The organism is Lysinibacillus sp. GW821-FHT14F06 (assembly GCF_058803665.1).
The window spans coordinates 28,715-53,067 of sequence record NZ_JBXAPF010000016.1 but is presented as its reverse complement, the minus strand read 5'-3'; the positions used below and the strand labels follow the sequence as shown (position 1 = coordinate 53,067).

General features: G+C 35.5%; 17 protein-coding genes. 1 reads left to right on the top strand and 16 read right to left on the bottom strand.

All coding sequences use genetic code 11. The annotated features are described in order from the left end of the window. Positions 1-35: 35 nt before the first annotated feature. The 6 genes from sufU to AC1RNS_RS14975 all read right to left on the bottom strand — a co-directional run bounded on the left by sufU (position 36) and on the right by AC1RNS_RS14975 (position 7,935). Positions 36-464, bottom strand: a complete 429-nt coding sequence (gene sufU, locus AC1RNS_RS15000) for a Fe-S cluster assembly sulfur transfer protein SufU (RefSeq protein ID WP_492993755.1) — start codon at positions 462-464, stop codon at positions 36-38. Beyond that, positions 454-1,683, bottom strand: a complete 1,230-nt coding sequence (locus AC1RNS_RS14995) for a cysteine desulfurase (RefSeq protein WP_492993754.1) — start codon at positions 1,681-1,683, stop codon at positions 454-456. Before AC1RNS_RS14995 ends, sufU begins: the two co-directional genes overlap by 11 nt. Continuing rightward, on the bottom strand, positions 1,683-2,990 hold the full coding sequence (gene sufD, locus AC1RNS_RS14990; protein ID WP_492993752.1) for a Fe-S cluster assembly protein SufD: 1,308 nt from the start codon (positions 2,988-2,990) through the stop codon (positions 1,683-1,685). Before sufD ends, AC1RNS_RS14995 begins: the two co-directional genes overlap by 1 nt. An 18-nt stretch (positions 2,991-3,008) precedes the next feature. After that, positions 3,009-3,788, bottom strand: a complete 780-nt coding sequence (gene sufC, locus AC1RNS_RS14985) for a Fe-S cluster assembly ATPase SufC (RefSeq protein WP_492993751.1) — start codon at positions 3,786-3,788, stop codon at positions 3,009-3,011. Positions 3,789-4,253: 465 nt separating this feature from the next. Further along, positions 4,254-5,018, bottom strand: a complete 765-nt coding sequence (locus AC1RNS_RS14980; RefSeq protein WP_492993750.1) for a response regulator — start codon at positions 5,016-5,018, stop codon at positions 4,254-4,256. Then, complete coding sequence (locus AC1RNS_RS14975) at positions 4,990-7,935, bottom strand: histidine kinase (RefSeq protein ID WP_492993749.1); 2,946 nt, start codon at positions 7,933-7,935, stop codon at positions 4,990-4,992. Before AC1RNS_RS14975 ends, AC1RNS_RS14980 begins: the two co-directional genes overlap by 29 nt. A 198-nt stretch (positions 7,936-8,133) precedes the next feature. Between AC1RNS_RS14975 and gltC the strand changes: the two genes are divergently transcribed. After that, on the top strand, positions 8,134-9,036 hold the full coding sequence (gene gltC / locus AC1RNS_RS14970) for a glutamate biosynthesis transcriptional regulator GltC (RefSeq protein ID WP_492993747.1): 903 nt from the start codon (positions 8,134-8,136) through the stop codon (positions 9,034-9,036). 25 nt (positions 9,037-9,061) lie between these two features. On the opposite strand, the gene AC1RNS_RS14965 is transcribed toward gltC, so the two are convergent. From AC1RNS_RS14965 to AC1RNS_RS14920, 10 genes are all read right to left on the bottom strand, one after another. Further along, positions 9,062-10,132, bottom strand: a complete 1,071-nt coding sequence (locus AC1RNS_RS14965) for a glycosyl hydrolase family 18 protein (protein WP_492993745.1) — start codon at positions 10,130-10,132, stop codon at positions 9,062-9,064. A 22-nt stretch (positions 10,133-10,154) separates the two neighbouring features. Further along, entirely contained in the window at positions 10,155-11,906 is a 1,752-nt protein-coding gene (locus AC1RNS_RS14960) for a polysaccharide deacetylase family protein (protein WP_492993744.1), read from the bottom strand. Then, complete coding sequence (locus AC1RNS_RS14955) at positions 11,903-13,771, bottom strand: glycosyltransferase family 2 protein (protein ID WP_492993743.1); 1,869 nt, start codon at positions 13,769-13,771, stop codon at positions 11,903-11,905. Before AC1RNS_RS14955 ends, AC1RNS_RS14960 begins: the two co-directional genes overlap by 4 nt. Before the next feature lie 5 nt (positions 13,772-13,776). Further along, positions 13,777-15,207, bottom strand: coding sequence for a polysaccharide deacetylase family protein (locus tag AC1RNS_RS14950; RefSeq protein ID WP_492993742.1), 1,431 nt, complete (start codon positions 15,205-15,207; stop codon positions 13,777-13,779). A 16-nt stretch (positions 15,208-15,223) separates the two neighbouring features. Beyond that, positions 15,224-16,549 carry a nucleotide sugar dehydrogenase gene (locus AC1RNS_RS14945; protein WP_492993741.1) on the bottom strand — a complete coding sequence of 442 codons (1,326 nt, stop codon included), beginning with the start codon at positions 16,547-16,549 and terminating at the stop codon, positions 15,224-15,226. A 480-nt stretch (positions 16,550-17,029) separates the two neighbouring features. Next, the gene (locus AC1RNS_RS14940; RefSeq protein ID WP_492993740.1) at positions 17,030-17,419 is read right to left on the bottom strand and encodes a spore coat protein; all 390 of its coding nucleotides are present in this window, start codon (positions 17,417-17,419) and stop codon (positions 17,030-17,032) included. A 260-nt stretch (positions 17,420-17,679) separates the two neighbouring features. Then, positions 17,680-20,859, bottom strand: a complete 3,180-nt coding sequence (locus AC1RNS_RS14935) for a hypothetical protein (protein WP_492993738.1) — start codon at positions 20,857-20,859, stop codon at positions 17,680-17,682. Then, on the bottom strand, positions 20,856-22,277 hold the full coding sequence (locus AC1RNS_RS14930) for a glycosyltransferase family 2 protein (RefSeq protein WP_492993737.1): 1,422 nt from the start codon (positions 22,275-22,277) through the stop codon (positions 20,856-20,858). Before AC1RNS_RS14930 ends, AC1RNS_RS14935 begins: the two co-directional genes overlap by 4 nt. Then, positions 22,274-23,320: a HEAT repeat domain-containing protein gene (locus AC1RNS_RS14925; protein WP_492993735.1), complete on the bottom strand. Its 1,047-nt coding sequence runs from the start codon at positions 23,318-23,320 to the stop codon at positions 22,274-22,276. The genes AC1RNS_RS14930 and AC1RNS_RS14925 overlap by 4 nt, the downstream gene beginning before the upstream one ends. Beyond that, positions 23,317-24,186: a response regulator gene (locus AC1RNS_RS14920; RefSeq protein ID WP_492993734.1), complete on the bottom strand. Its 870-nt coding sequence runs from the start codon at positions 24,184-24,186 to the stop codon at positions 23,317-23,319. The genes AC1RNS_RS14925 and AC1RNS_RS14920 overlap by 4 nt, the downstream gene beginning before the upstream one ends. Positions 24,187-24,353: the final 167 nt, after the last annotated feature.

The following is a 24,353-nucleotide window of genomic DNA, read 5'->3' as shown; positions in this document are numbered from 1 at the left end:
CGCATAATTGTCTTCGCCCAACTAAAAGAAATTATTTATTGCTTTACGCCTTTTTCCATTGCTTTCCAAGCCAATGTCGCACATTTGATACGTGCAGGGAATTGTGCTACACCTTGTAGTGCCTCAACATCCTCAAGGTCATATTTATCACTATATTCTTCGCCCATCATCATCTTCGAGAAAATTTCAGCAAGCTCTAATGCTTCCACTACCTTTTTCCCTTTAACTAGCTGTGTCATCATAGATGCAGAAGACATCGAAATGGAACAGCCCTCACCATCAAATTTCGCATCCTCTACAATACCATCAGTCACCTTCAATGTTAAGTGAATACGGTCACCACAAGTCGGATTGTTCATATCAATTGTTACGGCATCATTTTCTATCGATCCTTTATTACGAGGATTTTTATAATGATCCATTATGACTGAACGATATAATTGATCTAAATTATTAAAAGACATCGCCAAAATACTCCTTCGCAGAACGTAACCCTGCAACTAAGCGGTCAATATCCTCCTCTGTGTTGTACAGATAGAAGCTTGCTCGCGCTGTCGCTACTTGCTGAAGACATTTCATTAGTGGCTGTGCACAATGATGTCCTGCACGAACAGCAATACCGTTCATATCAAGCACCGTTGCCACATCATGTGGATGTACATCGTCTAAGTTAAATGTCACAAGTCCACATCGCTTCATTGGGTCACGTGGACCGAAAATTTTAAGTCCGTCAATTGTTTCAAGCTGATCCATTGCGTAGCCTACAAGCTTATGCTCATGCTCAGCAATTGTATCAAGCCCAATCTCAGTTAAGAAATCTATAGCAGCACCTAGCCCTATTGCTCCTGCAATAATAGGCGTTCCACCCTCAAATTTCCACGGTAATTCTTTCCACGTTGACTCATAAAGTCCAACAAAGTCGATCATTTCGCCACCAAATTCAATTGGCTCCATCTTTTCAAGGTGTTCCTTTTTACCATATAGTACACCTATTCCAGTTGGTCCGCACATTTTATGCCCGGAGAAACCTAAGAAATCTACATCCAAATTTTGCACATCAAGCTTCATATGTGGGGCAGCTTGTGCACCATCGGCTACCATAACAGCACCATTAGCATGTGCAATTTGAGCAATTTCTTTGATTGGATTAATCGTACCAAGTACGTTTGATGCCATTGAAACTGAAACAATTTTCGTTTTAGGTGTAATCGTCGCACGTACTTTGTCTAAGCTAAGTGTGCCATCCGCTTCAAGCTCAATGTATTTCAAAGTTGCTTTTTTCTCTTTAGCTAGTTGCTGCCAAGGAATAATATTTGAGTGATGTTCCATATGGGTAATAACAATTTCATCACCCTCTGCAACATTGGCACGACCATAGCTTGCGGCTACAGTATTTAAAGCCGTTGTTGTGCCACGCATGAAAATAATTTCTTGTGTGGATTGAGCATTGATAAACTTACCAACCTTTTCACGTGCGCCCTCATATTTATCAGTAGCACGATTTCCTAATGTATGGACACCACGGTGAACATTGGAATTATCGAATTCATAATAATGCTTCATCGCTTCAATCACTTGAACAGGTTTTTGAGAAGTTGCTGCACTATCAAGATAAACTAGTTTATGACCATTTACTTCTTGATCTAAAATTGGGAAATAGCTTTTAATGTCTTTTTTCATCATTAGCGAACTTTCCTTTCAATAACCTCCGTCAGTTGCTTTTGAACGCCCTCGATTGGTAATTGCGTAACAACTGGCGCAAGGAATCCATGGATAACAAGGCGCTCTGCTTCTGCTTTCGAGATACCACGACTCATTAAATAATAAAGTTGTAATGGATCTACTCGACCAACAGATGCTGCGTGTCCTGCTGTTACATCATCTTCATCAATTAATAAAATAGGGTTTGCATCCCCACGAGCCTTTTCTGACAGCATTAATACACGTGATTCTTGTTGTGCATCTGCTTTTGTTGCACCATGCTCGATATAACCAATACCGTTAAAGATTGATTGAGCTGCATCTTTCATAACACCATGCTTTAAGATATGCCCATTAGAGTTTTTACCCCAGTGACGAACCTCAGTAGTGAAGTTAAGTTTTTGTTCTCCACGACCTACAACTACTGTTTTTGTATCAGCATGTGAACCGTCACCAATTAAATGTGTAATGTTTTCAGAGATTGTATCTGAGTCATTCATCAAACCAAGAGCCCAATCCACTTTTGCATCGCGTGCTAAACGTGCACGGCGATTTACATACGTAGTATAGCCTTTTGCAAGTACATCTACTGCACCATATGTAACCTGTGCATTATCTTGGACTACCACTTCTGCAATAATATTCGCTTGACCTTTTGCTTCATCAACAGTCGAGATATACGTTTCAACATATGTTACAGCAGCATTTGCTTCCGCTACTACTAAAACGTGGTTGTATAGTGAAGCTTCCGCATTATCATTTAAAAATACAACTTGAAGTGGTTGTTCGATTATCACATTTTTTGGTACATAGACAAACACACCACCATTGACAAGTGCCGCATGAAGCGCTGTTAATTTATGCTCATCTACTTTTACTGCTTCTGTCATGAAATATTTTTGAACAAGTTCTCCATGCTCACGAACAGCTGTTAACATATCTGTAAAAATAACACCCTTATCAGCTAATTCTTGTGATGTTTTAATATATGCTGGCGTGTTATTACGTTGAATATAAAGATTTTCTTGAGCTTCCAGATCAATTAAGCCTCTTGCTTCTTCTGGTAGTGCATCAAGTGAAGTAAATTCTTCACTGACAACTGAGTGAGATGGGAAATTCACAAAATCCCATTTTGTAATATTCGTTCTATCTGGTTTTGGCAAATCTAAACCAGTTACTTTGTCTAGTGCTGCCGTACGAAGCTCTGTAAACCAAGTTGGCTCACCATTTGCTTCTGAGAACGAGCGCACGTCCTGTACTGTTACAGGCAAGTTAAGTTCCACTGTCATGCTAGTTCGTCCTCCCTCTTATGCTTCTTGTTCTTCTGTTTCTTCTTCGATACCTAATTCTTTTTTAATCCAGTCATAACCTTCTGCCTCTAAGCGTTGTGCAAGCTCAGCACCACCTGATTTGACAACACGTCCTTGCATCATTACGTGTACATGGTCTGGTGTAATGTAGTTAAGTAGACGTTGGTAGTGTGTAATCATTAAGCAGCCAAAGCCTTCTCCGCGCATTGCGTTGATGCCTTTTGATACTACTTTCAGCGCATCGATATCAAGACCAGAATCAATTTCGTCTAAAATTGCAATTGTTGGTTTAATCATCATCAATTGAAGAATCTCATTACGTTTTTTCTCACCGCCAGAGAAACCTTCATTTAAATAACGTTGAGCCATATCTTCATTCATTTCAAGGAATTCCATGTTTTTATCTAATTCACGAATAAATTTCATTAATGAAATTTCATCGCCTTCTTCACGACGTGCATTAATAGCTGAACGTAAGAAATCAGCATTTGTTACACCCGCAATTTCAGATGGATATTGCATAGCTAGGAATAAACCAGCTTTAGCACGCTCGTCTACTTCCATTTCAAGCACATCTTCTCCATCAAGTTCAACAGTACCTGAAGTTACTTCATATTTAGGATGCCCCATGATAGCAGAAGCTAGTGTCGATTTACCAGTTCCGTTAGGTCCCATGATTGCGTGAATTTCATTTGTATTGATTGTAAGGTTTACACCTTTTAAAATCTCTTTCCCGTCGATTTCAACGTGAAGATCTTTAATAACTAAAGTTGACATGAAAATACCTCCATAGTGTGTTCAGTGAATGGGGAACCATTCCTTAATTATCATCATTCTAATCTTAACTGAAAATCGTTCTCTATGCAAACCATTTCAATTTCTTTCACTTTTCTCTGTTAAAATCCTTAAAAACAAGGACTTTGTAAGCATTTTCAGATTATTGCTAACCGTTATTGACAATGAGAATCAACTTTCTTCATTTTCAATGAATTAACTCTAATTGAGAATTAATTTCATCTAGCAACATAGTGAAAACCTCGCAGAAAGCGTTAATTGTAGCGGTTTTGTGACAAATTTGCATAAACAACAATATCTATACTATAACCTTTTTCTTTAGAATGGAATCAATTAAAGGAAACAAATTACTAGAAACTAGTATCAGTAATTTTACAAATTATAAAGAAGAGATATCCAACATAATAAATGTCGAATATCTCTTCAAAAACAATGTGTTCTATACCTTTATGATATTTTATAATTATAGGCCCATAAATATCCCTTTGATTCAAGCAAAAATGCATCTTGATCAGATTCATATTGAATTTCAACAGACTCATTTGTTCTTAACTCATACCCATCATTTACCCGCTCTATTTGAATCGGGACACTCAATTCGTTAAAAAGCTGACGAAGTCGATAAATTGTATTATAAAGATTTGCTATTGCCTTTTTTTCATCAAGATTTGGCCAAATATCATCTAAAATTCGGTATTTAGAAACTACTTTGCCTTCATTTATCAGCAAGTAATAAAAGAGCTCCTCTGTCACCCTTGTTCGCCATTTTATAGCCTTTCCGTTCATGCGTGTTCCAACATCTCCACTTAGTCTTACTTCTAGCTTTGTCAAAACTTGCTGATGCTGCCTACCATAGTATTTGGCAAGTCTTTCATCTAGCCGTAATACTGTATTTGGCGTTATTGGTTTTAAAATATAATCTAACGCTTGAACTCGAAAAGCATCTACTGCATATTTTGTGTACGCAGTCGAAAATATTATCGGAACATCAATGCCTTCTTCTACCAAATTAGACGCAAGTTCAAGACCATTCATTTTAGGCATTTCGATGTCTAAAAGAATGGCATCGCAGGTGATTGCTGCAATTTCTTTTGCCGCTTCAATTGAAGAGGTAAAGGAAGCAATGACTTCAAATAAACTATCTTTCTCTAGTAAACGTTTATGCAATTCTAAAATAGGCTGCTCATCCTCTACCATAATAATTCTCCACATTTTCATGCTCCTTTAACGGTTGTCTTAATGTCATTGTCGTGCCAGCATTTAGAGAAGATGCAATGGTAAGAGTAGCTTTTGGTATTTCCTTTACACGACGTAATACATTCGTAAATCCAATGCCACTGGAGTTCAAATTTTCACCCTTACTCAAGGCTGCCACTTGTTCCTCAGTCATACCAACCCCATCATCAATTACTTGAATTTGAAGAATAGCCTCTTCTTGCTGAATCTGGATTGTGACTGACCCATTTCCCTCTTTTTCAAAAATACCATGGCGAATTGCATTTTCTACAAGCGGTTGAATAAGTAAACTTGGGATCTCTACTTTCGTTGTATCTATTGTCTCATCGATATGAAACGAAACACTTAGTCTACTACCAAAGCGGGCCTGCTCAATTTCTACATAAGCTCGAATAATTTCCAATTCTTGCTCCAGGATTGCACTGTGCCCTTCCTTACCTGATTCAAAAATATAGCGCAAATAAGTTGAAAGCATTGTTAATAAATGTCCCGCTCGCTCTCCATCTGTATAACAAAAAGAAATAATACTACTAAGTGCATTATATAAGAAATGAGGTTTAATTTGTGCTTGGAGAAAGGCCATTTCGTGCTCTATCGCTTTTTCTATTGATTCTTTTGTTAACGCAATAGCCGATAAACGAGCTAACAGCGTTTCTTTTGTTGCTGGCTTACGAATATAATCATTTGCACCTGATTCCAATACAAGCGATATATTCGTAGGATATTCATTCGTCATCATCATAATAATTGGAAGCTCAATAAAGCTAAACTGATGGCGGATTCTTTTAGTAAGAGCAATACCATTCATTCCAGGCATAATCTCATCGATAAATAAAAAATCTGGTGCTTGTTGCTCAATGGCCCTAAGTGCCTCATCAGCGCTATAAGCTAGGTGAATAGAATAATGACTTTGGAGAAGGCTTTGTAACACCTCTGCATGGATAACATCATCCTCAACGATGAGCAATTTAGGCAGAGATCCATTCATCTCAATTAACGAAACAAGAGCAGGAATGGCCCTTTTATTTTCCAATTTTTGTTCATACCCACCAAATGGTAATGTTAAAAGAAACCGTATACCATTATGTAATAGATCTACTGAGTAGCTTCCACCCATTTGTTCTATAATGGCCTTACCAATCGATTGACCGGTTTCATCCGCTGCAATTTGTTGAATCATTTCGGGACCTGTTCCCTCTACTGTTATTCTTACATCTGTATCTAAATGTAAAATCGTAAGGACAACTTCTCCATTACCTGCATGAGCAATAGCGGTCTCTATAATCCTGTAAAAAATTTGACCTACCCTTTGCTCATCCGCTTGAACTAATAATTTGGCATTTGTATGCGTATATAAACGAATATTGGCCTTTTCCATAGTGCGTTCGTGCATTGTCAATACATGCTGAACAACCATTTGAATATTGATGGGATGTACATCAATGTGAAAATCTTGAAAACGAATTCTTGTGAAATCTTTTAAATCACTTACTAGATATAGCAATCGTTCAAGCTGTTGTTCCAGCAGTCGATGTGCTGTAGATGTTTGTTGAGTTGATAATGTCTTGGTTACATTCAAAGCATGATAAATAGGTTGCTCCAGTTCCTTTGTCGTAACCTCTAAAAAGGAATCCTTACCAATCGTTGCTTTCTCTAGACGCTCACTATAAATTTCAGCCTCTGTCGTTCGATTAATAAGCCGCATTGCTAAAAAAACATTCATCCCCAATACGAAAAATAATAAGCCAATCCGATTAAAAACATTTCTCCCAGAAAAAAACAGCTGATCAAAAGTGCCACTTAAACTAAAAATAAAGAGAGCTAGCATCGTTGCACTCAAGGTAATTAATTCATTTTTGGGAATTCGAGTGCTTTTTATGAAAAATAAATAAATAGATCTCCCAACAATCAGCAGCGCTAGCATATTAATATACCCAAAAAACACATATTGTAGATTTGATAATGATCTCGCTGGAAGAAGGAGTGCTCCAACTCCATAAATAATTAGAGGCAATGTTAATACTATCGCCATTCTTCGCTTCATCATGCCTTCGACAATATAGACAAAGAAAAAGAATAGCATAACCGCATTTATATAAGTGGTAAAATCTTGTAAGCGAAAATACCATTCAAATGTAAGATGAGGAAATTCTCTATATAAGGTGCGTTCGCCACGAGTACATACTAAAATGGCTAGTGTAAAAAAATACATCGCACTGTAAAAAAAAGCTTTATCTCTTGTTCTTAATAAATACAAACAAAAATGAAAGATTGAGAAAATAAATAGCACTATTATAGTCGTTTTTTCTAAAAAAACATCCTTTATAACATCATTAGCCATAGTATCTGCGTCACCAATATCGATAGGAAAAATAATGCCATGCCTTGCATTATAAAAATCGGCTACCTGCAAAGTAATCGTGATTGTTTTAGAAATCGGTGTAAAATAAACCTCATACACTGGATTACTTGGCTCAGAATCTTTTTTTGTTAGGCCAAGTGTTCCATAAGATGCATATTCTTTATCGTTAATGTACAATCGATGGGCGGACCAAATATTTCTTACACGAAGGCCCACTTTTTCAAAATGAGAGGGTAAGTCTACAGTTAGCTGATATGTTCCAACTTTCACATTTTCACGCCAAGGGCCAGGAACTATTTCTGTTTCAGCGTTGTCTGGAAAATTTGTTGGTTCCACAAACTGCCCACCTTTAAACTTCCACTCACCAGAAAGGGCAATCATTTTCTCTTCAGTAGTAATCCTCGATAGATTCAAAATGCCATCTGTTGCTTGTATTTTTGTTTTACTTGTATCCTGATCATTAAATATAAATAAAGCTATTATAATGATAGCTGCTAGTATTAGCAGCCAGCTTATGCCCTTCTTTATCATGAACCCACCTCATTCTTATCTTACAAGAACCAACTCTCAAATTACTAACAGATTTTGATGCTAGTTACATACTTAATTAAAGGGGCAATTTTTTATGCAGTCATTATATTTTTTAAACATCTGAGTCTTTTTTATCTTAAATATTATATAATTGGTGTATAATCAATCTTATTTTTCGATTAATAGAGGTGAAATTTATTGGAGTTACGTCAATTACGTTATTTTGTTGAAGTTGCTGAGCGTGAGCATATCTCAGAAGCGGCAGAGTATCTTCATGTTGCTCAATCTGCAATAAGCCGCCAAATTGCTAATTTAGAAGATGAATTAGGGACACCCCTATTTGAACGTGTGGGGCGAAATGTCAAATTAACACCAATTGGAAAGATATTTCTTGAGCATACGATTACTGCTTTAAAAGCTATTGATTTTGCAGCCAAACAGGTTGAAGAATACTTAGATCCTGCGAAAGGTACGATAAAAATTGGCTTTCCCACAAGCTTGGCTAGCTATGTCCTGCCAACGGTTATTTCAGCCTTCAAACGAGAATACCCTGATCTACAATTTCAACTTCGTCAGGGCTCCTACCGCTTTTTAATTGATGCTGTCAAAAATCGGGAGTTAAACTTAGCCTTTTTAGGCCCTCTTCCCCCGAAGGATGAATCCATACAGTCAACAATTTTATTTACGGAGAATATCGCTGCATTACTTCCAGCCAACCATCCCTTAGCGAAGAAGGAAAGCATCCAATTGGCTGAATTGCGAAATGATTTATTTGTGCTGTTCCCAGATGGTTATATATTACATAAGGTAGCGATGGATGCCTGTCGTGCTGCTGGTTTTCTGCCGAACGTTATCTCAGAGGGTGAGGATTTAGATGCACTAAAGGGGCTAGTTGCTGCAGGTATTGGGGTTAGCCTGCTACCTGAAAGCTCACTATACGACTCAGCTGCTCGCTTCACCGTAAAGGTGCCTATTCAATCACCTACGATTCCCAGAACAGTCGGCATTATATCACCTATAAACCGTGAAATAGCACCTTCAGAAAAAATATTTTTAAACTTCGTCACAAACTTTTTTTCACGCCTATCCCAATTCCAATAAAAAATCGCCATTGCTGGCGATTTTTTTATTGCTTCGTATTTGCTATGCGTCCCTCTGCTGCTTGTTCACCAATCCATTGTATCGTCTTTGACCCTAAACCTCCGGCACGCCATAAAACAACATTATTGTAGTTTTTCTTATGAACATAGGAGACCCATTTTTCAAGTGTTTCCTGGTCAGCATACCAAACTTCATGCTTAACATTTTGATCATCTAAATAACTAAAATAGGCTGCACCACTTGCTTTATCTCGTTGCTTTACCGCTTTCGTTTTAGTCAGTAATTCCTCTGCCTCAATCTCCGTTATGGCAACCGTTTTGCCTTGGTTAACCCATTTAAAGCCACCAGTAGCAAAGGCAATCGCTAGATCCTGGTTGGATTTTTCAATTTTTTTCATTAAATCATCTAAAAATGAAAAAGTAGCCTTCGCACCTGGACCACTATGATAGCCATATACATTATAGGCCATTACAGTATATTTCGGTCCATCTGGTAGCTTTACATCGAATGGGAATCGTGGCTCTAAGACAACATGTAAAGTAACATCCTTTTTCAATAGCTGCTGATAGAGTTCCTCTAGGAAAAGTACATACTTTGGAAGATCCTCTTTTGAAATCTTCTCATAATCAATTTCAATACCCTTCAAATTGTATTGCTCTACAATTTGCATAATATTATCAATATGTTGCTGTCTAGTTGACGCATCTTGTAGCAGGCGATGTAATAACGTACTATCCTTCTGAACAGATGGGGCATTATCTGTAACATAATCATTAATTAACGTAAGCATCACATGATGTGTTTCATTAAATTGTTGCTGTGTTTGTTTCAACATTTCTATTGCGCTTTCAGTAAATAATAATTGATCTTTACTATTAAAATAGGCACCAAAAACGCGAATATCCTGTAAGCCCTGCTGCGATTTTTTCACATCTTCAAAAGCTGATTTTTTTTGCCATTCAGGCAACCAAATGGATAATTGAAGCTTGCTCTTATCCTTCAGCTCCTCTTTTGCCTCAGCAGGTGCTTCTTTGCTATTATTACAAGCCGTGATAATTAATAGGACTATACAGATAAACAACAAAAAGTTTTTCACTTGAATCTAATTTCCCCCCGTTTTAGAAGGTTTCAATAAAGAAGTCGACTACTCGATTGAATATTGTCACTGTTTTATACTTTACTTTATCGAAATTCGTATATTGGTTAGTAAAAATTGTTTGATCATTCTTATCTGAAATTAAAACATCTTCGACCAATGTATCATAAATATCGTCTGCATATTGTTCATGGGAGGTATCCTTCTTGCTGAACAACGCACCAAATCCAATCTGAGAGCCTTGGATTGCAGGGTTTATTTCAATTGTTTTGGACAATTCCTTATCTACATCTATTGTTATTTTATCTTTATTTACTGCAATATTAAATACTCTTTTTTTTGTAAGATTTCTTGGGTATTCTTCTTCATCTATTCTAGAGCCCTTTTGCGTATCCTGATATGTGTAGACAGTCGCTTTATTAAATGCATACTCCTCTTCATTCCACTTTATTTCATTTAATGCGAAACGTTCCTTCTCAACAACACCAGCTCCAGGTGATTTTTCAGAAACAACAATGTCATTATCTACTAGAGCCACACGAATATAACTATTATTTTTTTCGTCATAATTTAAATAAATAGATTGCTGTCCAACCACATTTCCTTTAAAAGCAAAGTTAGCAGTATATTGTTCTGGCAGTGTTTTCTTTAATAGCACTCGCCCTTCACTAGATGGGGAGGATGTAATTGTCATCTCATTGTTTTTAAATTGTACAGCACCATTAACAATTGACCATTTCTTAGCTAATTCATGATCACCTACTTCAAATGCCACATTTTGCTTACTTGCCTGACGAATTTTCATCATCACATGGTTGGTAGACCAATATGGAGATACCTGCAAACGACTTAGATTGTAAAGTCCAGCATCAGCCTTATTATAGGCTCCCTGCTCGCGATTGAAATGCATACTAAAGGTTTTCTTAATTTGCTTATCATTTACGCTTTGTACTAGCGGCTCCATATTATTATAGAGGGAATTAGCGTGCATAATAGCATAAGCTCTTGGGACCTCTCCTAATTCCTCTTTATAAATATCATGCATCGATGTATAATCTTTTTTAATTCGTGCTTCCATTTCCTGACGTGTTTCACTCGGGATCATATATTGATTACGAAGAAAATCCATTAAATAGTGATTATAATATTCAATTGTCGTTTTATTTGGCACATCATTTTCGTCAATCATTCCTAATGACTGTCCTTTATCATTATAAATATTAATATAGGTCAACCGGTAGCCATTAGATCCCAATTCCCAATACCCGCTTTTTTCCATCAATAACAAGTCTTTCGGCTTTAAAAATTTGTTATCACGCGTATCCATTTTATTCGCATACGTAAACATCGTCGCTTTATAATTTAGATTCTCCATGATATTTTGGGCAAAGATACTAGAGTCCGTACGACCGTCTTCAAATGATAAATACAAGGATTTTTCTGGAAGCGGCTTGTTTTTTTCATAAAAATCTAGAATATCCTGCTGTGTAATTGTTTTATAGCCCTGTCTTTCAAGCAATGCTAATTGTTCTTTTAAATTCTTCTTGGAAACATATTTAGGGGAGTCGCCTCTACTCACACCAAAATACGATAAGGCGATAAACCCATCTTTATTTTCCAATGGAATCTTTTCATCTACCCTTTTTTCTGTCAAAAATACGACACGTATTAAAACGACTGCTAAAAATATAACGATGATTAATTGAACTATGGAGCGTATTATTTTTCTTCGATTCTTTTTAGCTGGATTTAATACAACATTCTTTTCACTCATTCCTTCTCACCCATTTTTCTATTTTTTAGAATCGAAAATCGGGATTTTCGTAATTTTTGCTTCTCCAATTTCTTTTCCTTCGCTATGACATCCTGAGGTGTTTCTCTTGTGCCCCACGTAGATTTCCAAAAAGTAACCCATGCAACTGGCATTTGCCACAGTAAAATAAATTCATAGAAAAGGACAAAGATAAAGCCAAATGCCCACAATTTACTCCTTCTAAAAAAAAGATGGGCCAAACTCATCAGCATAGCCATTAATAGCAGACCCATTAAAAACGTAGTTGGGAAAATACCATGCATGATTGGTACATAAATTAAATTGTAGACAACCACAATAGGAGCTGCTATCGGCACAATTAAGCCGATAATGAAAAACAGAAACATAAAGGGTTCCTTCTTCCACATAAATAAAAATGCCCTTAATGATTCACGCAGCCATGACCGCTTCCATCTCATTTGCTGCGATAAAAAAACCTTTGACTCTGATGGAACAATCGTAGAGCATACAGCATTATCCTGATAGCCTGTGCGATGTGTTTTTAATATATAGTTCGTCATACTTCGGTCATCACCAAAGGTTGCAGGCTGCCCAAGAAATTTTTGATTTAGCCATGCTGTCTCGTTTTTCAAAATCAAATCTTTTCGGTAACATGCTAACGGTCCAGATAAGCATGTTACCGTATCAAACCAAGATTCAGCTGCCTTCATTATACGGAAGGCTATATAATAGCGAACTGTTTGTAATTTCGTTAATGCATTGGTGAATTTATTTTCAACCTCTGTTCGTCCAGCTACACCACCCATTTGGGGATCCTGGAAGGGTTGCACTAAATTTCTGATAGCATGAGGTTCTAAAAAACTATCTGAGTCTACGAAAACGACTAAATCATGCTTTGCAAGATGTACACCTGCCACTAATGCCTCACGTTTCCCACCATTTTGGGGTAGTTTATGGAAGCTTAAGCGATCCTCTGTTTTAAAGCGTCCACCCTCACCATGAATCAGCTCAATCATTTCCTTGGCCTTTTCCTCAGTCCTATCCGTTGAGTAATCATCCACAACAATAACTTCTAATTTATCTACAGGATAATACTGATTTATGCAGCTTAAAATGGTGCGATGAATCCATTCTTCTTCATTAAAAACAGGAATTATAATCGAAACACCCGGTTCAAAATTAGGATTTATCGGAACATTTCTATAGAAAATCCCAAATAAATATCTGCTTAAAAGAAATGTCGCTGCAATAATACTATATAAATATAGAAACTTATTAAATTTAAAGTAGATAACACTTTCAGCCCGCATCAGCATGACTATAACTGAAACAATCAATAGAAATAGACTTGCTACAAAAATTGAAAGTCCCCAGCGCTTTTTTGTCATATATTCGTTTAGCGGCTCCAAAAATTCACAAGCATGATAGTACCTTATTTCACCATCTACCTCTTTCATAAAAGAACGAACGACTTTTGCCTTTAAATTTACTTTAGACTCATAGCCCTCTGGCATCGCTCCACCAGGAATAGTGAAATTCATTGTAATAATTTCATCCATTAATAAGTTATTTGGATTTACTGAATAGATGAGAATACCAGTAACAGAAATATCCTCTGCATAATGCTTTTCATTATTTACTTTTTTCCTAGCCCTTTTAATTTGTACTTCAAAATTGGTTACATAACGTAGACTTAGAAGCTGTAAACGATATATTTCATTGACATCTGTAGGGTCGATTTCCTCTGTTTGATAGGAAGCACCTCGTCGATTAACTAGGCTTCGTATATTTTCCGGATCAGGAATATTTGATAGTATTCGCCGATCAGAGCGTGGTATCGTTAAGACCTCTTTTTTCTTATTCATGATTATCAATTCACTTTCTTATTCGAATCTTCTTCAATCCAAGTAGACATCTTTGAAAAGCTATACCCATCTTTTTGAAGCTTTTCAATAATTGATGGTAATACTTCCACTGTTTTCGTTCCATCTAAAATATGCATAACAATTACCTTTCCTGGAGCAGCTCTGCTTATTACACGATTATAAATATCCTGAGCTGATAACTCTAAATTCCAGTCAAAGGATGCGATATCATACATGGCAATCGAAGTAACACCTGTTGCAGTAATAATTTTTGCAGATTCTTCATTAATTACACCTTTATTTGGTCTAAAATATAGTAAAGGTTTTTCCTGGATGGCATATGTTAATGCCTTGTGTGCCATTACCACATCCTCCTGTAGCTCTTCAGGGGTCATGGTCGTAACATCAAGATGGTTGTAAGAATGACTCGCAACCTCATGACCTCTATTTACAATTAATCTTGCTAATTGAGGATCCTTTTCCACACCCTTCCCAATTAAAAAGAAGGTTGATTTTACATTGTATTTATCAAGAATATCTAAAATCTCTTTAATTCTTTCCTCACTAGCCCAATCATCAAAGGATAAAGCAATTTCTTTTTTAGTAGTATTTTTGCGATAGAATATATTAGGTTTAACATTTTGATAATCTGGATTTATTTTAATAGCATCATAGCCATCAATTTCCTCCAAAGGTTTGGCAATATATTGTTCATCTAACACATCCGTTAATGTCGTAAAGACATATCCCTTATCCTTTCCATATTGGGACAATAGTGGAATCACATCAATGACCGCTGGATTAATGTACGTATTTAAATGAATAATCGATCCACTATTAATAAAACGATGAATATAATCCATTATCTCCTCTGCACTTTGCATATCGCGATCTTTCGGATTAATAGATGATTCAACGACACCCTTCATGTTTAATGTTTTTGATGCTAAACGCATATTATCTGTCGAGTCACCAGAGCGGCTGCGAATATATTTTGGCGTATACCCTAATTGTTCCTCAAATACTTCATTTGCTAAGAAAATTTCCTTATAGGTTTCCTCATAGCTTAAATCTGCCATTTCGGGAAACGTTAATGTTCCATTTTCTACTTCATGTCCTCTTGCTAAGATATCCTTTACTAAATCAGGATCCTGTGCTATTCGCATACCTTCCACAAAAAAAGTTGCCTTCATATTGGACTGATCTAATGCCTTTAAAAGCTTTTGCATAGTGTCATTATCTGCAAGCCCGTTAAAGGTAATTGCAACCTTTTGGTCAAGTATACTGGCATGACTATAAACAGCACTCATCGTCCCCTCATGCTCTTTAATCTCAATCGTCGAGTCTACAGGTTTGACTTGATGATCTTCATTAGAAGTTTGACATCCAGCTAACAATAAAATGAACAGTAGACTACATAGTTTTAATTGTCTCATGTCTACAAAATTCCCCTTATAGTTTGTAATATTTTTCGTTTTTAAATAAAAAATGGGTATTTCTTGTATCAAAAATTAATGCAGCCTGTTGATCAATTAAGGCATAATCAATATTTTTATGATTTGTTAAAATTAATACTGCATCTGCTTTTTGAACTAAGGTCTCTGTTAACAACAACGTATTAAAAACTTCCTCTTTTATCGTAAATGACTCAATAAACGGATCAACAATCTTTAACTCACACTGAGCTCTCTTTAACTCGTCAATTACTTGTAATGCGGGTGATTCCCGGAAATCATTAATATTTGGCTTATATGCGACACCAATTACCACAATCTCTGCTTCATCTAGTTTTTTGTTCTGTGCTACTAAATATCTATTTAATCTATCAACTACAAAACTAGGCATTGAATCATTAATTTTATCGGCAGCCTCTATTAAAGTTGCCGGAATACCATGCTGTTGGCTGGCCCACGATAAATATTTTGGGTCCACAGGTATACAATGACCACCAACACCAGGACCTGGAGTAAAGGGCATAAAACCATAAGGCTTTGTCGAAGCAGCTTCAATGACCTCCCAAACATCAATATCCATCTTATGGCAAATACGACTTAATTCATTGACAAGTGCAATATTTATTTGACGAAATGTGTTTTCTAATAACTTCTCCATTTCTGCTATCTTCGGACTTGTGACAGTAAATACATTTGTATTAAGCGCTGTTTCATAAAAGAGCTTTGAAACCTCCAAGCATGCTTCAGTTATACCGCCTACTACTTTCGGTGTATTTGAAACTGAAAAATTCACATTTCCAGGATCGACACGTTCAGGTGAATAAGCTAAAAATATATCCTGCCCAATTACAAAATTGCTTTTTTCCAGAATTGGTTGGACAATTTGTTCTGTAGTACCTGGATAAGTTGTGCTTTCCAGAATAATCAGTGTATTTGTAGAAATATTTTGTTGAATGGCTATAGCGGCTTTTTCAATATATGAAATATTTGGTGCTCCATCTGCTGTTGTTGGCGTTGGTACACAAATAATAATGACATCAGCGTGTGCTAGTTTAGAAAAATCATTTGCAAGCTCAAACTTCTCTTCAGTAACAGCCTTGTGAATAATTGCATTAGATATATCAGCTATATAGCTATGACCTGCCTTTAATTTATCTATTTTTCCATGATCCTTATCCAAGCCAATTACTTGAAAATCCTTACTAGTGATTTCTAGCGCTAGTGGCAGCCCTACATAGCCAAGTCCGATTACTCCAATTACCGCTTTTTTTGTATAAATTTTCTTTGTTAAAGCTACTATTGGTGAATCAATCCTTATCCCCATAAAAAATTACTCCTTTATCTTGAATTGTTGGGATACTCACATTTTCAAATTCTTTTCGATTTACCTGTATGGTTTTGTATTTCAATATAATTTCATTTAAATAAAAATAGATTGTGATCCCAATATATGCGAAAACGACTTTTACAATATATACATAGTACTAAATATAACTAAACAATTTCTAAACATTCCACTTGTGGAACGAAAAAATAACTACTAAATAATATATTTCTGAAAACAAATAATAAACACAATCCTTTAGAACTATATTATTTCTACATTTTACTACATAAATATATATTTTTATTAATCTCCATGAATACTTCAAGCACTTTTTTGTTTATAATTGTCAAAAAATAATAAAGTTGTTTAAATTCGAAGTGTTAAACATGCATAAATACCTTCAAAATAAAAAAACAAGCAGCCAATAAAATTAGTCGCTTGTTTTTTGTACCCTTACATTTAAAAGGGCAATAACATTTAGTTAATGAAATCTTGAGGAATACATTCACGAACACCAGAATTTCTCATGGAGTTAAATAAAGCTGCACCGATCCTTAATAAAACATTGGTATCTGTTCCATTTTCTAAATCATAAATTACGTAGTATGCATTATCAACTGTAAAAATACATTTTCGTTCTAATTCAAATCCAGGTGGTACAGGTGGAAGATTAATAACTGGTCTAACCACAGGTGTATCTCCTTCATCTCTAATAAAATTGAAAGTTTGTTGGTCAATCTCATAGATATTAACTGGATCAATCTCCACACCTTTATCTGGAACTGTAATTTCATCTTCAACTAATAGGAAAAAGCGCTCGTTTCGGAAATTGAAAAGACTTCTCGAGCCAATTTCAAATGATGCCATTTTATATTCACCTCCTCTCCTATAAATAAGTTATTCATATTGAATACAATTGTTTGGACAAAAAGGAAGGTAGAATGAAGTATAATTAAAATAACCATTCGTAGTAGTTGTTCTAGTAGGACTGTTAAAGAAGCAATCGTTGAATACATGGAAGTAGTTTAATTTCGAAACGCATGAAGATAATCCTCAAAATAGATATTAATAAAGTTTTTTTAAATGGGACAAAAAAACTTAGGGTAGAAACTACTACCCTAAGTTCTCTAGTATTCTTTAAATAATTTTTGCAATATGAAATAGGATTGCTTTAACCGCTCTTGATATTTTGGAGCATCCCATGTTTCCCATGAATAAGCTGTAAGTGGGGGTAAAACATGATTTTTTGCTTCTGGCAAGGATTGAATAACCTTGCCCTCTTTATCTACAAATAAGGCACCAATAAAAATATTGTCAACTTTCACAGAAGCCTTTTCACCATTTTTATATAAATCTCCCATAAACTCGCGCTGACTTGGATCTTTTGACTGAATGAGTAGCCAAGGGATACGTAGCTCAATCACATTATTCTCTGTCCAAGTGTAATCTACCAATGAATTATAATCATTCGCTTCTGGATTGGCATTTCCTTGAAGTAATTTTCCTGTTTCATAAGAACTAAAGTCAGTTGTAATGTTTTGCTCTGGTAAATACAGCTGTTTATTTAAAACGTAGTAAATCGGTGCAAATTTCCCACTATTTTTTGTAACAGCTGCCATTCGAGGAGGAATCATTTTTAAGCGATATCCATAGAAATAATCATAAAAATCGTAATATTCATCAATGATCATATGAGAATTTCCATCTTTATTTAATTCCACTATAAAATCTACACCATTTGAAAATTTCATATCTTTTATTGATGTTGCTGATGTATTTCCTTGCTCTGGTACTACATCAAGTAAAATACGAGGCGAGGCTTTTTGTAAAACATCACTTTTCATTTTGAAATACAAATATTTCTCATCATAATCAACAGCAAAATCGGTAGAATCAGATGGTGTAGTATCATATAATTGTGTACCTTTCCACTCTTCTGTATTGCCATCTACCTTCACTTTAAATCTATCAAAGCTTAATAAACCAAATTGCTGTTCATTCGTTTGTGCATTAGACCAAAATGGGCGACGATTTGGATCATCATAATCCATCGTATTCCATGTTCGCTTAAACCACTCGTCTTGCCATGTAAAGACAAGCCCTCCTAGCAGGTTCTCATGCATAATATCTTCAAATAAATGTTGAAGCGTTTCACCTTGTGCTTGCTCAGACATCTGTCCCTGGTTCCACCCATATACATTTTCATGTGTCTTTCCACGAGAGGCAGGAATGCCAAATTCCGCAATTAGCACTGGCATACGATGAGCCTCATGCAACTCTTTTAAATAGCCTGCATAACTATTTTTATTTCCTCGAAAATCTACATAATTTAAATAGTCTTTATCGAAGTTGAAGAAATCTGGATAGTATGGATAAACATGATATGAAGCAAATTGTCCAGGTGACTGCATCTCACCTTTTGTAAAAATGACATTTGGATTAACGCCTACCAAATCTTCATCCTCAGATGGCTCAGATGGATGCTTGAGTAAATCAGTTGTTACCCAGTTTGTAAAGCTCATTGGGCGTAACCAATTGTATTTGTCCTTTTCATATACAGTAATTAAATCCATTTGTTCCGCTAGCCAATGCTCAAAAGGTGTTGCATTTTTCGTTTCAAAATATGTCCCATTATATTGGCCAATGGTAGCATGCTTTTCATTTGTACCAACAACCATTTGAGGGTACCATTCAATTCCCAATACCCACCCAATAACATATTTTGATACATCTACATCATATAGCCCGGAGGCATGTCCCACTTTTGGTTCAACATATTTATTACCGTGGATAACATCTACCATGCGCTTCATTTCCAATTGGAAATCCTTTAGCGTTTCTTCATTGTAAGCATCCAGAGATTCTGCTAAGCCTTCCTCATTAATCCACACACCATGTAGGATATACAATGGTTTATCTAGATTTTTCTCATTATATTTCGCAAGTGCCCGATAAAAACCTGGTGGATGTAATGTATAGACACGAATCGTATTTGCATTCATTTCAGCAATCTGCTGGAACCATTGATAATACTCCTCTTCGGTAATAGCTGCTTCGCCCGGAAATGCTCCTGGTTTCCCCATACCAATATTCACGCCCTTAAAGACAATTGGCCTCCATTTTCCATCCTTTAAAACTTCAAAGGATTGTCCTTGAATTCGAGCATTGTAATTAAACGTTTCAGTATTAACAGTTTTTTGAATCTCTTTGTGTTCAAATTCATCAAATATTTTATGCATGACAGGAATATAGATAGACCAGTAGAAGGAGCTATCTGCAAACTTCTCTGCATATTTATAAATAGTCGGAAGTCCTTTTATTTTATAAAGACTAGGAGCACGAGATACATCATTAAAATCTCCTGCAAAATAATAACTTGTCGTATACTGCTTATTTTGAGATACGATTGCTGCAAATTGCTCTGGAATATTGTTTTCCGTTAAGAGTTTATTTCCTTCTTGAGTTAAGTCCCATTCATAATTTGCTAGTGCATCCTCTTTATATTTAGGGGTAATAATATCAAACCAATAGCCATAGTCAGCACTTGCTGAGGAATTAAAGAATTTTTCTCCCTTTTTGGTAAACTGGACTTGAATGCCTTCCGTTTTTACATGTTTGTCCAATTCTAATACAAGCAGCTTCTCTGTTTTTTCATTAAATAGTAAAAAACCTCCACCTTTATAGGGCCAATTATCACCATGCTCATCAATGACCCATTGTGGAATTTCTAAATTCTTATGATAATCTAGTTCATCAAAATAACGTCCAATCCATCCAGACCATGAGATACCTAAATAATCCTGCAGCTCTTTTCGAACAGCCTCCGATGTTGGTGAAGCAAATGTATTATATTCTGCAATTAGCATACTTTTCTTTTTATTTGCTAATCGAGCAACAATGGATTGCCATTCTTCCATTTCTAATCCGCCAACAATTTTTTCAGAACGTTGACCAAGGCGCTTCTCTTCGTATAAATCATCTTTATAAACACCATACGTATCAGCCAAATAAATGACATCGTAATTACTATAGTCTGTTGGAAAATTTTTTTCTGTAACCTGTTTTGTTTTTTCCTTTGGAAGTGTACCATAGTAATCATTTTCTACATCATATGGTTGACCATCCAATGTATATTTATAATGGTTTAAAAACCAATTCACCCCTAAATGTTCTCGATAGGTTTCATTTGGAACTGTTTTGTCTAAAATGGCGACGTTTAGTGGTTTATCATCCTCCAAATACCACAATACTATAGGCGTAATAATAAGAAATAGAAGAATGATAACCCCTACATAAATTCGCTTCATACACTTTTCTCCTTTTCAGCAATGCCAACACGCTTCATATTACCCCAATCACTTTTTCCTCGAATAAATCGAAGTAACCCCTCACAGCGCCACAAAAGTGTAAGTGGTCGATACCAAAAGATTTCTGTAAACGCTAAAAGTATCATGCGTAAAAGCTCTCTTTTTTTCGGATAAGTATTCATGCTCCAGGCCTCGAATAAGATGGAAGCTACTGAAAAAATTACACCGTATATAACAAAAAGTAATAAGAGCATTACCGCCATCTCATAATAAATTTTCCCTAAGAAAAATGCGATAACAATATATATATATCCGCCTAACTCCACTATTGGCCCTAAACATTCTATTAGCCAAAAATACGGAAATGAAATAAAACCTATCAATCCGTATCTTGGATTTAACGTCATTTTCTTATGCTTCCACAGACTTTCAAACAATCCTTGATGCCAGCGTCTTCGTTGATTTCGCAGCACTGCTAATGTTTGTGGTGCCTCTGTCCAACACACAGGATCTGGTACAAATTCAATGCGTTTATTTTCTTTTTTCTCCTTAATCAGGCGATGGATGTTTACAACCAGCTCCATATCTTCTCCAATAATATTCGTTGAATAGCCTCCTGCTTCAACAGCCCATTTTTTAGAAAAAACACTGAAGGCTCCTGAAATAATAAGCACAAGATTAAATTTACTTAAAGCGATGCGTCCCATTAAAAATGCTCGTAAATATTCGATTACTTGCATAATGACTAAGTAATTACTCGGTAATTGTGTTTCATAAATAGAACCAAACTGCATCTTTGCTCCATTGGCAATACGAATATTCCCTCCTGCCGCAATCACTTCACCGTCAGATAATATAATAGGCTTCATCACACGGAGCAGAGATTTTTCATCTAAAATGGAATCGCCATCAATGGAACAAAAATATGGATATTGAGATACATTAATACCTACATTTAATGCATCAGCCTTACCTCCATTTTCCTTATCCACTAAAATACAATTCTTATATATTTGAGATTCATAAATTTGCCTAACCTGCTTTGTTGGAATATTAGTTTGCACAATTTTATTAACAGGCTTCATCTGAAAATGCTCAATCACGGTTTGCAGCGTCGTATCAGTAGATCCATCATTGATTATAATAATTTCAGTTTGCGGATATCGTAAATTTAGCAATGAATAGACAGTATCTACTACCCCTACCTCCTCATTATAAGCAGGGACAAGTAATGATACCGGTTTAGAATAAAAGGCATCAATATGTGCATCATCATATTCAGAGGGATCTAACCTATAGCGCTTCCGTAAATCCAGCATTGCAATAACGAACATTGTACAGTAAGAAGTAATAACAAACAGCATGTAAAACAAAATAACACCGCCAAAGAACCACATACAAAAATCTAAAAACTTCATTTGTCTCCCTGCTTTCTTGCAGCTATTTCTTGCGCTCTTTCGATTGCATATGGGTCGTTTGAGGATTCAATGAATTCTTGTAATTTTTCGATTCCTTGTCGATCCTCTGCAATTGTCTTCGCTGCCTGTGAGCGAACCCACCAATTTTCATCCTGAAGAAGCTGCTCTAAATAAGCATAAGTATAAGTAAGAGGCGCATGTTTAAAAATTTTCGCAACCATTAATCTAGCTTCCCACATATCGGATGTCACAAAAGGGATATAGGAGTCAATTTCATCAATTATCCCTATTTCAAATAGACCTTTTAGTGCACGTATTTTTATTTCAGCGATATCAGAGGTTAATAAATGCTTTAGTTTATCAATATACTGCATGTTTCTTTTTACCGCTGCTGTATCAATGACTGCAAATCGAATACTGAGAGGCAAGTTATCAAACTCATCAAAAAAACGAATAAATACATCATCCTCTAGCAATACAAACAATCTTCTATATTCACTTTCAGAATACATGGCATTTTGACCTTTAATTTTTTCCATAAACAAATCTGGTTGAAAGAGTGAATATATTTTTAACAGCTGAAAATATTCCTCCTCTGAAATTTTGGATTTCTCAAATTGCTGACATGTATCTAGCAATTCATTGATCTGTAAATCAGCAATTCGATATAAAGCATTCATTCTAATACTCCAGTGCTTACTTGACAAATCCTGCTCATAAAACTTTTTTAAATAAAGATTAGAAAATTCTTTAATAACCTTCTCCACGTTTTCATTCATTAAATTTTTTAAATATGAGGAAAAAATCTTTTCAATTGCTTCGACCTGGGCCTTTCCACGAGGGACAAGCACCATTGAGAAGGGCTCATCATTAAACAAATAGTTATACCATAACTGTGAATAGTTTTGTAAATAGTTGTCCCGTCTTTTTTTAAACAGACTCTCTCGTTGACGCTGGAAAATTAAATACATCATAAAGAATAAAAGTACAAGTAATAATATGGCTATTATCGTTAGAAGAAAAGAAATAGACAGCACTATCATAGCCAAAACCTCGCAAAAGTTCGTTTAATTTTAGCCTCTAGTAAACGCAAATTAAATGGTTTGACAATGTATTCATCGACGCCACCCTCATAGGCATTTAGTGCGGCTATCTCGGAATTTCGCTCTGACATCATATATATTATAAATTTTTTTTCATTAGGCATATTTCGTAAAATGTGAAGAATTTCTAAACCATTTTTACGAGGTAAAATATCATTCATTACAATTAAATGCATATGTCCAGTTTTATAGGTATCAGACTGTAAAAAGCTATAGCCATCTTCATAGGCAGTTACTGCTAATGTAAAATGAGGTATATCTAATTGGTTAAGAGTGGACTCAAGTACTTTTCTAAAAATAGGATTTTGTTCAAGGATACTAACCTTCACCTGCTCATTTGGTTGCTCACGATAATCCTCGACTTGTACTATGGACCATGTTGATTGTTCATTATCTGCTAATTTTTGCTTATTTTTAGCTATCAAGGTTTCAAAGTCTACATTATTATTTCTAATTTCCGTTATAGATGCTTTTAATGTTATATGATTAAATTCCTTCTCTTCTTTTAAAATAGCAAAAATCCGATTCAGAAAGGCTTTTGCCTCTACATCACTACTCTGTAAAAAGAATATCCCCCAATGCTCTCCATCAGCTAATTGAAAAAGTAAATCTGTTTTGCGGATTTTTAATTGTAAAAAGGTAGTTATTTTATTATGAGTGGTAGGCAGCTGTAAGGGATGCGCTAATTTTAAAAAAACTGCCGTAAATGTAAGTCGTGATCGTATAACACTTTCACGCCAAATTTCAAAATATCGTTTAACTTCATGCTCCTGCATGACATCTTCTGTACTCATTATTTTACTCATTGGTTTCACTCCAATATTGATGTAAGAGGTATTTCAATCTCTTTACTATTTTCTATCACTTATTTCATATATAAACAACAGAACTATAGTAATAAATTATACTACTCAATTTCTATACAAAAATATTGGAAATATCATTTCTCTTCTGTCAAAATATAATATTTTTT

Coding starts and splice junctions, on each gene's coding strand:
- sufU (WP_492993755.1), bottom strand. CDS start 464: ATGTCTTTTAATAATTTAGATCAATTATATCGTTCAGTCATAATGGAT.
- AC1RNS_RS14995 (WP_492993754.1), bottom strand. CDS start 1,683: ATGATGAAAAAAGACATTAAAAGCTATTTCCCAATTTTAGATCAAGAA.
- sufD (WP_492993752.1), bottom strand. CDS start 2,990: ATGACAGTGGAACTTAACTTGCCTGTAACAGTACAGGACGTGCGCTCG.
- sufC (WP_492993751.1), bottom strand. CDS start 3,788: ATGTCAACTTTAGTTATTAAAGATCTTCACGTTGAAATCGACGGGAAA.
- AC1RNS_RS14980 (WP_492993750.1), bottom strand. CDS start 5,018: ATGTGGAGAATTATTATGGTAGAGGATGAGCAGCCTATTTTAGAATTG.
- AC1RNS_RS14975 (WP_492993749.1), bottom strand. CDS start 7,935: ATGATAAAGAAGGGCATAAGCTGGCTGCTAATACTAGCAGCTATCATT.
- AC1RNS_RS14960 (WP_492993744.1), bottom strand. CDS start 11,906: ATGAGTGAAAAGAATGTTGTATTAAATCCAGCTAAAAAGAATCGAAGA.
- AC1RNS_RS14955 (WP_492993743.1), bottom strand. CDS start 13,771: ATGAATAAGAAAAAAGAGGTCTTAACGATACCACGCTCTGATCGGCGA.
- AC1RNS_RS14950 (WP_492993742.1), bottom strand. CDS start 15,207: ATGAGACAATTAAAACTATGTAGTCTACTGTTCATTTTATTGTTAGCT.
- AC1RNS_RS14945 (WP_492993741.1), bottom strand. CDS start 16,549: ATGGGGATAAGGATTGATTCACCAATAGTAGCTTTAACAAAGAAAATT.
- AC1RNS_RS14940 (WP_492993740.1), bottom strand. CDS start 17,419: ATGGCATCATTTGAAATTGGCTCGAGAAGTCTTTTCAATTTCCGAAAC.
- AC1RNS_RS14935 (WP_492993738.1), bottom strand. CDS start 20,859: ATGAAGCGAATTTATGTAGGGGTTATCATTCTTCTATTTCTTATTATT.
- AC1RNS_RS14930 (WP_492993737.1), bottom strand. CDS start 22,277: ATGAAGTTTTTAGATTTTTGTATGTGGTTCTTTGGCGGTGTTATTTTG.
- AC1RNS_RS14925 (WP_492993735.1), bottom strand. CDS start 23,320: ATGATAGTGCTGTCTATTTCTTTTCTTCTAACGATAATAGCCATATTA.
- AC1RNS_RS14920 (WP_492993734.1), bottom strand. CDS start 24,186: ATGAGTAAAATAATGAGTACAGAAGATGTCATGCAGGAGCATGAAGTT.